This window comes from uncultured Thiodictyon sp. (genome assembly GCF_903828115.1).
Taxonomy (GTDB): Bacteria; Pseudomonadota; Gammaproteobacteria; order Chromatiales; family Chromatiaceae; genus Thiodictyon.
Map to the genome: position 1 here is coordinate 1 of NZ_CAIKKU010000505.1, position 6672 is coordinate 6672.

The following is a 6672-nucleotide window of genomic DNA, read 5'->3' on the forward strand; positions in this document are numbered from 1 at the left end:
CCCGGATTCTTTCGCTGCCCAAATTGCATCGCCTCTCCGATTACGATTACGATTACGATTACGACAACGACAACGACAACGACAACGACAACGACAACGATTGCGTTTAGCTTGTTTTTGGCTCGTTACCCTGCTACAGGAGTCCATGCTCGCGCGCCCGCAACAGGGCCTGCGTCTGGGAATGGACATCGAGTTTGCGATAGAGGTTGCGGATATAGGACTGGACGGTCGACAGCGCTACGCCCATCCGCTCCGCCGCCTGGCTATAGGACTTGCCGTCGGCGAGGAGACCCAGCAGTTCGGTTTCCTTGCTCGTCAGCCGGGGCAGCGCGGTCGCGTCGGCGGCCGAGCCCTGCCCGGCGAGTTTGAACAGACAACGCGCCAGCTTCGGGCTGATCGGATAATTTCCGGCCAGGATCTGCTCGATGGCGCGCGTCATCGAGATGCCCGAGTCGCCCTTCAGGAGATAGCCGAGCGCCCCGGCACGAATGGCGCTGAGCACCCGCGTCTCGGCGCAGACGCTCGAGATCACCATGATCGGCACGGCGGGAAAACGGACATGGACGGCGCGGATGACCTCAATGCCGTCCAGATCCGGCAACCCGAGATCGACCAGGGCCAGGTCCAGGCCCGCGGCGGGGGCCTTGCAGAAGGCCAGGGCCGCGGTCCCGGTGCTACAGCCATGCACCAGCCAGGGGGTCCCCACCTGGACGACCGCCTCGCCAACGGCGCGTTGGAAGTAAGGATCGTCTTCGACGACCAATACCTGTCGCAACGCGGGAAAAGGAATCGCTGAAGGCATGGTTATGTGCTCGCCGGATACCGTATCACCGGTTCATTGGGGTCGTACCTGATCAGCCGCCGGGGCCTGGCTCATACGCTATTCATCATAGGACGGCAGTGATTGCCTGGCAAGCGTCCGGCGTGACCCGCCGCACCTGGCACGATGGGGTGTCGTCACCCATGAATATGGGATTTACGCGCGGCGGGGGTTCCATGACAATTTGTCCATGCTGCTGAGCCCGGGACAGGCCGCGCACCGCACCCAGACCACCTTGAATGGCTAGAGGGACCGATCAGCGTTCAAGGTCTATCCGCCGGGAGCAGGGACGTTCAGGACGAGGAGGCTGGAAACACGGAGGCTGGAGACAGGGACGCTCAGGGCAGGGACGTTCGGGACAAGGAGATCGGGAACAGGGAGGTTCGACGTGCAAAATCGCCGTCCCGGCGGTTTTGCACCGTCCCCTTTTTTGATACCGGTTTCGTTCGGACACCTTAACGCCAGTCCGTCGGTCGAGTTAGCGAAGCGTAACCCGACGCAGCGCTTGATGGCTGTCGGGTTACGGCGCGTCCGGCATCGCGGATGACAGCAAGGCCTGGCGCGCGCCTGACACGAGCTACGCGCTGCTTGGCCGTCAGCCGGTACAGGGACTTCGGGCGCAGCGCCTTCAGGAAGGCCTCGACCCGGCGCAGGTACCAGGGGCGCATCTTCTCGGGCGCGCCGCGGTGGACCAGGAGGTCCAGGTAGCGGTCTCAGTTGGAGGGGGGTGCCGTCTTGGCGGCGGGGGGTCGTGGGGGTGGTCGGCATGGCTGGGGGGCGTAGGATGCTTGGGTACTAGACTGCATCCAGTCTAATACACTAGAATCCTAGCAAACGTTTATCCGTCGTGCGCGCGCGGCGTCGCGCTCTGACGCGGGGTCAGTTGGGCGCGCACGCCGGATAAACGCTTATTCGTTAGGCACCGCGAAAACGGGACTCACCCATGAATCTCAAGTGTTTCTTTCGTCACAAGTGGGATGGCTGCAAATGCTCCAACTGCGGCGTCACCAGAGACGGTGCACATGACTGGTCTAGAAATTGTGAGAAATGCTCAAAGTGTGGCTTAGCACGCCAGGATGCGCACCGTTGGAATGGTTGTAAGTGCAATAAATGTGGCAAAACTCGTGACGACGAACATAATTGGGATGGTTGCAAATGCTCAAGTTGCTCAAAGACCCGCGACCTTAATCATGACTGGTCGTCAGATTGTGAGAAGTGCGCGAGATGCGGAAAAGCTCGCGAAGCTTCGCACAGTTGGGACGGCTGCAAGTGCGCGAACTGCCGAAAGACCCGCAACATAGGGCACGAATGGCATGGTAGAAAATGCAAAAGGTGCGGCATTGATCGCCCTTGTGAAAATTGTAGTAGGACAACGGCACTATTTGATTATGGGGACTCGATTCCAGAAGTTACACTCGCTGATGCACAAAGGCGGGCTTATTACTGTGCGACTTGTCACAAAATATTTTGTGGTATCTGCATTGGCGTTCCAAGAAATTCGAGCGGGGGAATCATGATGTTCCGCAGCCTATGCCCGATTTGTAATAACCGCGTTTCCGCTGCCACAGACGCGGATCTAGTGGCAATGGATCGCTTGCGTAGACCGACAAGCTAGTACAATATCGGAAGATAATGATGTCAGCCGTTTGCGAGCAAGGCAGACCCGAGGGGCTCATTCACTGCGCGTTTATGGTCGTATCTTACCCTGTTGAACCTACCGTTCCACAAATGGGCGCATTTTTGATGCGCATATTGCCAGAACTGGGAATGCCAGAGAATCGCTTGGCAAAGTTAGGGTTCTTCTGGGATTCAAAACCCATGGAGCTGCTCGATATCAATGCGCTTGCCATAAGCACGTTCGGGGATGAAATAACGGATGCTGAGAGTTACATATATCGCACTATCCACCATAAGCTCGACGGTGGTGCGGCTAAGTGCCTTATCGTATACCAAAAGTGAATTTCGCAAAGTATAGAAATTATAATTACGGTGACAGTTTTAATTACGGTGACGAGGAAAAGGGGCCAGGCTCGAATGGCACTGACTTAAGGTGCAAGCATAACATAGACAATCGGTCGCGAAGCAGAGAACCCGGCGAAAAACGGTTCAAGACCGGGTCGGCGCAAGGAAACACCGCGGAAAATGCCGCTTCCAGTCAAGTGACTGCTTTATAGACCCGAGGCTTACTGGTAAAGAGACGACCCATGGACTACCGCCGCCCCACGGCATCGGCTACGGGTTAGGCCAACGTAACCTCAACTTGTACTTGCGAAGCGGCCGACCTAAACATTACCTGTTAAATTGATTGCCAACACATGATGAAATCATGTCAAGCCCGAACAAGCGTTGCCGCTTTAGTTGGCATTCTGCTCGCTTGGGGATGCACGACGACGCCTGTCGTCTCCACCGGAAGAGCTGTCCGCATTTCGGGGGTGAACAAGATGTTCTTGGCTCCAGTCGTCGTTGAGCAGGTCGATGTCAACACCGGGTATCGCTCACCGGTGGACGCACGTGCGGTCAACGAGGCGCAGTCGACTTTGGCCACCGCCCTCCGTTCCAAGCTGCCAGTGAGGACAGGATCTCTCTCGCAAGTGACCGATTTGCCCGACGCCAATACGAAGACGGCAACAGACCTTGGCCCAATCTATCGAACCATCAAGCGGCACTCTGCTCCGCTAGATGCTGCGCAACAAGAGCAATTGTCAGAGTTCGCCGCACAGACAGGAGCATCTCATCTGATGTTCTGTAGCTGCGATATCTATTCAGGGCCAGGCGGGCGTTGGGACCCGATGAGTGGTGCAATTGCTTCCGGCGGTTCCCGGATTGTTCTAGAGTGTAATTTATATGACATCCAAACAAAGAAGATCGTCTGGACCCGCGCCTCCCAGGCCCGCGCATCAGCAGCCGACCTTAGCTCGAACCTGTTGGTCATGGCTCCCTTGGTACTAGCGACGCTGGAAATCGAGTGATCCGAAAAGAGGCAACACACGTGATTAAGAACGAAACAAAGACAGGGCATCACAAATCATCTCTTGCTCTATTCGTTATGAGCGCATTGCTTTCGGCGTTGATGTCGGGTTGCGCTACGACAAAACCCGCGGACTTTGTCCTCGCCGGATTTGACAGCAATAGCATTAACAGCATCGCCGTCCTTCCCGTCTTGGACCACAGAATCGACCAATCCCAGCGACTTGATCTAGACGCCTGGGTGCTACCTCGCGCCGAAGGCTTCCTGAAAAAGAAGGGATACTCCTATACTATTGAACGGAATCGGTCGCTCATAGCGAATATCTCACGTGACGATCTTGCGTCGCCCTCACGAGATTTCATCGCTTCGCTTCCGCCAGCCTCCGCGCGGTGGGTGCTAATCCTGGTTCTCGATGATTCATCATCAAAGCTGACGTTTGGTAGCACCGGTAATGCCGAAATGTCCGGCTATATCTTCGATAAGGACAAGGGCAAGCTGACTTGGCGAAACAAAGAACTGGGCAGGGTAGGCCAGGGAGGTTTGATTGGAATGATGATGAAAGGTCTTATGGAAAGAAGCGCGATTGAGCAAGCAACGATCCAGATGTTTCAAACGTTACCCGATCATAAGACGTAAGGCGGTAAAGGTTTCGGGGTCACTCCGCTTGAATGCAGTTTTTCAATTCGCGAGGGAAAATTTTAGATTTCTTGCCTCGCTCATTCTGAACATCACGAAAGTAGAGATCGCTCTATCCGAATTCTTGGCGCCGGAAGAGCAGGTCGCCTAATTCCACCAGGCGCTATTGTTGGATGAATAAACAGAGGCGAAATTCGTGGGGATACCTCAGGGACAGACCACGGTTTCCCTCTGAATCTACTGGGAGTTCCGGGGGCAGTATACTTAATTCACCCGGAATCAAAAGCAGCCTAGTGGGCGGCCAAAGAGCGAGCGCGCGCCACGGGCGCTGTGCTGGTTTGCAGGTTTATCGGTGGCGCGCGCCGCCTTGCCCTTGACGTTAGCTGGAGAGTCCAAATGATCATGTTTCGGAGCGGCGCCTGTATCCCTCGGAACACTAGCGCCTTATCGCTGCTTATTTTTTTTTCTATCAACATAGTAACGTCCTCCTGTACGTCAAGTGCGCCGATAGCGCAGGAGCAAAAGCCAGGACTAGCCTCAGCTACTGGCATTGGCGCGCCGTATCAACACGCTACATCGTCGGATACACTCGAAAATGATAGAGATGAATGCAAGAAGCATAGTGAAGAAAACTTTCCAAGCCCGGCCGCTAGGGCGGGCAAAGCCTTAGGTGGACTTGCTCTTGGTATCATCTTTCCGCAGGCCGGAGGCATGGTGATGGACAAAGCGATATTCCAGGATGATCATTCGGAAGCCAAGAAAAGTATTTTCATTTCATGCATGAAGTCTCGTGGGCACTCAATCGATGAGCCGCGGCCAAAAAGTGCCGAAGTAATAGCGCAATAGCGAAACCGAGGAAAGTCAATAGGCCGAGTAAAAGGGCCACCATTTAGCCTCCTTAATCTGAATCTTCGAACCAGTTTCCCGAAAGCGGACGGATTAAACCAGTGATCGAGCTAAAGAACGTTTTCCTAGCGGCAACTTCCGTTGTATGGCTTGGCGCTGGACCGGCTGGGGCATATTGCGTGGAATCAGGAGCGGACGGCACCTTAACCAACGGCACAGTAAGTGGTGGGTCTTGCTCCAGATTGCTCAACGAGCTAGTCAGCACGACTCAGACGCAGGGCAAAGGAACTGAGCTTTTCGTAGTTCAACACGAATCCGGATACTACTATAAGATATGCAATAGTCCAGCGATGAAGGCGCATTTTAAGAGTAGGTTTGGAATTGCCAAGGTCAAGCCAAGATGCGAGACGCAATGTGCCAGCACTGAAGTGCTTGGCGACAGGCATTGCACCGGCTCGGACGGTATTGTTAGTTTTCAATATCTTGGCCAAGGTAACGGCTGCCAGAAATTTAAAACATGCCAGTACGGAAAATGATTAAGCGAGGGCAAGCAATCACTGGCAGACCATGATTGCCGTTCTTGTAACTGAAATGGCATCAGCAAATCGGGCCGTAGGTTAGGGTGATGAACAAACCGAACGGTTTGCGTGCACCCCGAACCGAAACGTAGGAAATTATTGACTGTCGAGATGAGGAAATGACCAAGAATGCGCTTACTGTTCTTATAGCCATTAGTATTTTGTGCTGCATCATCGGCGGTTGTGCAGCAACATTGGACCTTACCGACAGTGCCCAGTATGCAAGGCTTCTCGTTGATCTGCGTGCCCGCGGTGGTAGTGCCGATATTCCTGATAACGTTGACGTGATTACACTTCCGAACAAGCCCGTAGCTTGGGTTGGTGCGCCAGCCGGGATATCTATGCTCACACTACGAGATATTTCGCGCAATAAGATAGTGAATGAGGGTACTATACACGGGCACGGTATTGGAGCGTTGTTCCACCAGTACGACATGCCCCTTGCGCCCGGCGAGTACCAAGTAGAACTGTCCCAAGATCGCAAAGTCTTATTGTCACGCAAATTCACTGTTGTTGGACCAAAATAACTGTTCCTGACTGAGGGATAAGTGAGGGATTAAGTGAGGGATAAGGGATAAGGCGCCAGGCTCGAGTTCTTTTTCCCGGAAAATGGCAAGAAGCTAACCTTTGTCTCAAAAACGAGCGCGCGCCACGGGCGTCGTGCTAATTCGCAAGCCCATCAGGGGCGCGCGCCGCTTTAGACTTGACGTTATCGCGCCGAGCTAAGCTTGGCGTCTCTTGCGGGGTGTAAGTCCCCGTCGGGTAAGGGCTAGCGACCCGCCCGTATCGAGTGTTGGTCCCATTGCGGAGTGGGGTAACCCGCG

Annotated in this window: 7 protein-coding genes; 6 read left to right on the forward strand and 1 reads right to left on the reverse strand. The window is 54.6% G+C overall.

Annotated features, from left to right (window positions below; genetic code table 11):
• Nucleotides 1-133 precede the first annotated feature (133 nt).
• Entirely contained in the window at nucleotides 134-802 is a 669-nt protein-coding gene (locus QZY48_RS18445; protein ID WP_295433881.1) for a response regulator transcription factor, read from the reverse strand.
• A gap of 1331 nt (nucleotides 803-2133) precedes the next feature.
• On the opposite strand from QZY48_RS18445, the gene QZY48_RS18450 reads away from it, so the two are divergent.
• From QZY48_RS18450 to QZY48_RS18475, 6 genes are all read left to right on the forward strand, one after another.
• Nucleotides 2134-2337, forward strand: coding sequence for a hypothetical protein (locus QZY48_RS18450; RefSeq protein WP_295433884.1), 204 nt, complete (start codon nucleotides 2134-2136; stop codon nucleotides 2335-2337).
• Between the two features lie 118 nt (nucleotides 2338-2455).
• Entirely contained in the window at nucleotides 2456-2779 is a 324-nt protein-coding gene (locus QZY48_RS18455; protein ID WP_295433887.1) for a hypothetical protein, read from the forward strand.
• 473 nt (nucleotides 2780-3252) lie between these two features.
• Entirely contained in the window at nucleotides 3253-3789 is a 537-nt protein-coding gene (locus tag QZY48_RS18460; RefSeq protein WP_295433889.1) for a hypothetical protein, read from the forward strand.
• A 20-nt stretch (nucleotides 3790-3809) separates the two neighbouring features.
• Nucleotides 3810-4424, forward strand: coding sequence for a hypothetical protein (locus QZY48_RS18465; protein ID WP_295433890.1), 615 nt, complete (start codon nucleotides 3810-3812; stop codon nucleotides 4422-4424).
• Between the two features lie 396 nt (nucleotides 4425-4820).
• Entirely contained in the window at nucleotides 4821-5270 is a 450-nt protein-coding gene (locus QZY48_RS18470; protein ID WP_295433894.1) for a hypothetical protein, read from the forward strand.
• Nucleotides 5271-5967: 697 nt separating this feature from the next.
• On the forward strand, nucleotides 5968-6375 hold the full coding sequence (locus QZY48_RS18475; protein ID WP_295433897.1) for a hypothetical protein: 408 nt from the start codon (nucleotides 5968-5970) through the stop codon (nucleotides 6373-6375).
• Nucleotides 6376-6672 lie beyond the last annotated feature (297 nt).